The sequence below is a fragment of the Jeotgalibacillus sp. S-D1 genome, from assembly GCF_004358665.1.
In the GTDB taxonomy this organism is placed as follows: domain Bacteria; phylum Bacillota; class Bacilli; order Bacillales; family Jeotgalibacillaceae; genus Jeotgalibacillus.
In genome coordinates this window covers 1-3425 of the sequence record NZ_SMZR01000022.1, presented here as the reverse complement: position 1 = coordinate 3425, position 3425 = coordinate 1, and the positions used below count along the sequence as shown (strand labels likewise).

The window sequence follows — 3425 nt, the reverse complement described above, 5'->3', positions numbered from 1 at the left end:
CTAAATTTATGAAACAACCTGATTTGCTTTACTAAAAGTACCTATCTATATGTATAAAAGTTCAGTAGGATAGACTGTCAACCTGATCAGGAAGATCCAGCAAAACCGTGCAAGTGACTTTATAGATATGACCTCAAAAGATCATATATCAAAGGCTTGAACGTTTATTTGCTTTATAAATTAATACAACAAGGAGTCGTTAATGCTACACGCCTATCCCAATACAGAAAACAGCCCCGTCCAATTCCGCGAAAAATATGACAACTTTATCAATGGTGAGTGGGTCGCACCAGCCGATGGAGAATACTTTGACAACACCAGCCCCATTGACGGTAAAGTCATCTGCCAAGTCGCCCGTTCAAAAGAAGCGGATATTGAAAAAGCCTTAGACGCTGCTCATGCTGCCAAAGACGCTTGGGGCAAAACCAGTGTCGCTGAACGTGCCAATCTACTGCTCAAAATTGCAGATAAGATGGAAGCCAATTTAGAAGCCATCGCCATTGCCGAAACGTATGAAAACGGCAAGCCTGTACGTGAAACCCTAGCAGCAGACATTCCATTAGCTGTCGATCACTTTCGCTATTTTGCCAGTGCCATTCGCGCCCAAGAAGGCGGCATCAGTCAAATTGATGATGACACGGTTGCTTATCACTTCCATGAGCCACTTGGTGTCGTCGGCCAAATTATCCCATGGAACTTTCCGATCCTCATGGCAGTATGGAAGCTAGCCCCTGCGCTTGCTGCTGGTAACTGTATAGTACTCAAGCCTGCAGAGCAAACGCCTGCCTCTATCCTATTTATGCTAGAGACGATCGGGATTGCTGATATCTTACCAAAAGGTGTCCTCAACGTGGTCAACGGTTTCGGAGTTGAAGCTGGTAAGCCGCTTGCCTCCAATCCACGTATCAATAAAGTTGCCTTTACTGGTGAGACGACTACTGGTCGCCTAATCATGCAGTACGCCAGTGAAAACATCATTCCAGTTACCCTAGAGCTGGGTGGTAAGAGTCCAAATATCTTCTTTGCTGATGTCATGGACGAAGACGATGATTTCTTGGATAAAGCCGTTGAAGGTTTGGTCATGTTTGCCTTAAACCAAGGTGAGGTTTGTACCTGTCCGTCGCGTGCTCTGGTACATGAGAGTATTTATGATGAATTTATCAAACGCTGTATCGAGCGCGTCAAAGCCATCAAAATGGGCAATCCACTAGACACTGACACCATGATTGGTGCCCAAGCCAGCTCAGACCAGTTAGAAAAAATCTTATCTTATCTGGATATCGGTAAAAAAGAAGGCGCAAAAGTCTTGGTTGGCGGCGAGCAAGCCAAACACGATGGCGAGCTTGGCGACGGTTATTATGTGAAACCGACCATCTTTGAAGGCACCAATGATATGCGCGTGTTCCAAGAAGAAATCTTTGGACCAGTACTTGCCGTCACGAAATTTAAAGACGACGAAGAGGCCATGAGCATTGCTAATGACACCTTATATGGTCTTGGTGCTGGAGTCTGGACACGCAGTGTACACAAAGCCTATCGCTTCGGACGTGGCATCCAAGCAGGTCGCGTGTGGACCAACTGCTACCACATCTATCCTTCGCATTCTGCATTTGGTGGCTACAAGCAATCGGGTATCGGCCGCGAAAACCATCTAATGATGCTTGATCATTATCAGCAAACCAAAAACATGCTGGTTTCTTATAGTCCCAAAAAGATGGGCTTCTTTTAAGCCTGTCTGTCACGCACTTTATGGCAGCCACCATAAAATAATGAGTTGGTAGATATGACATCTATCAACTCACCATCCACGATAAGGAGAAAGTAACATGGCTAATAAAATGAAAGCTGCGGTTCTGCATGAGTTCAACCAACCTCTGCAGATTGAAGAAGTTGATATCCCTACCCCAGGTCCTGGTCAAATTGTAGTAAAAATGCAGGCATCAGGTGTCTGTCATACCGACCTGCACGCTGTCGAAGGCGATTGGCCAGTCAAACCAAGCCCCCCGTTTATCCCTGGTCATGAAGGTGTCGGCCTGATCACTGCTGTGGGTGAAGGTGTTAAGCATGTTAAAGAAGGCGACCGTGTCGGTGTGCCTTGGCTCTACTCTGCCTGTGGTCACTGTACGCACTGTCTAGGTGGCTGGGAAACCCTGTGCCTAAGTCAAAAGAACTCTGGCTACTCAGTGAATGGTAGCTTTGCAGAATACGTATTGGCAGATGCTGACTATGTTGGCATTATTCCTGAGAGCGTTGACTCTGTTGAGATTGCACCAGTTCTATGTGCGGGTGTGACGGTATATAAAGGTCTGAAAATGACAGACACCAAACCAGGTGATTGGGTCGTCATTTCAGGTATCGGTGGACTTGGTCACATGGCGGTACAGTACGCCATTGCCATGGGACTGAACGTTGCTGCCGTCGATATTGACGATGAAAAGCTCGATTTTGCCAAAAAACTGGGGGCAAAAGTCACCGTCAATGCCAAAAACACCGATCCTGGTGAGTATCTGCAAGAAGAGATCGGCGGTGCTCATGGTGTGCTAGTGACAGCCGTCTCCTCTAAGGCCTTTGATCAAGCGCTGACCATGCTGCGCCGCGGTGGTACTTTAGTCTGTAATGGTCTGCCAACAGGCGACTTCCCTGTCTCTATCTTTGATACGGTACTAAATGGTATTACCATTCGTGGCTCAATCGTTGGTACACGCCTGGACCTACAAGAGTCGCTAGATATGGCAGCGGCAGGTCAAGTAAAAGCGACTGTTGCCGCTGAGCCACTTGAAAACATCAATGACATTTTTGATCGTATGCGTGATGGTAAGATTGAGGGTCGCATCGTCATTGATTACTCTATGTAGACATGTCAATTATTTGAGACATTTTTATTTTTTAGAAATTATCTCGATAATTACGACGTTTGGTCACAAATAACAGGTCGTATCGTTTTCAGCCACATGCTATTAATGATGTGAGTGATGATGATGCGGCCTTTTATATTTTACCGATTAGTTTGGGTAAAAGTTTAAAAATAAGGAGCACGTTATGAAACTTGAAGCGACAGAAGCCTGCGTTGCGTTAATTGAGCTATTAAAGTCCAAACACGGTGACCTGATGTTCCATCAATCTGGCGGCTGCTGCGATGGTAGCTCACCGATGTGTTATCCATTGGGCGAGTTTAAAGTGGGCGGCCAAGACGTGCTCATCGGTGAGCTCGCTGGCTGTCCCTTTTATATGGGTAAAGCGCAGCATAAACTTTGGCAACATACGGATTTAACCATCGATGTAGTCGATGGACGCGGGGCCAGTTTTTCGCTTGAGATACCTGAAGGTAAGCGCTTTATCGTCCGTTCAGAAGTATGTGCGGTGTAAACTACTACTTTATTCACAAGAAGCTATCAGTCTCATATCAGCGCATTTTATGTCTTATT

The 3425-nt window shown here is 46.0% G+C and carries 3 protein-coding genes; all 3 read left to right on the top strand.

Annotated features, from left to right (window positions below; genetic code table 11):
- Nucleotides 1–202 precede the first annotated feature (202 nt).
- The 3 genes from exaC (at nt 203) to E2R51_RS20470 (ending at nt 3366) form a co-directional block, all read left to right on the top strand.
- Nucleotides 203–1729 carry an acetaldehyde dehydrogenase ExaC gene (gene exaC / locus E2R51_RS20480; protein WP_133378726.1) on the top strand — a complete coding sequence of 509 codons (1527 nt, stop codon included), beginning with the start codon at nt 203–205 and terminating at the stop codon, nt 1727–1729.
- 109 nt (nt 1730–1838) lie between these two features.
- The gene (adhP, locus tag E2R51_RS20475) at nt 1839–2855 is read left to right on the top strand and encodes an alcohol dehydrogenase AdhP (RefSeq protein WP_133378727.1); all 1017 of its coding nucleotides are present in this window, start codon (nt 1839–1841) and stop codon (nt 2853–2855) included.
- Nucleotides 2856–3039: 184 nt separating this feature from the next.
- Nucleotides 3040–3366, top strand: coding sequence for a DUF779 domain-containing protein (locus E2R51_RS20470; protein ID WP_060995664.1), 327 nt, complete (start codon nt 3040–3042; stop codon nt 3364–3366).
- Nucleotides 3367–3425 lie beyond the last annotated feature (59 nt).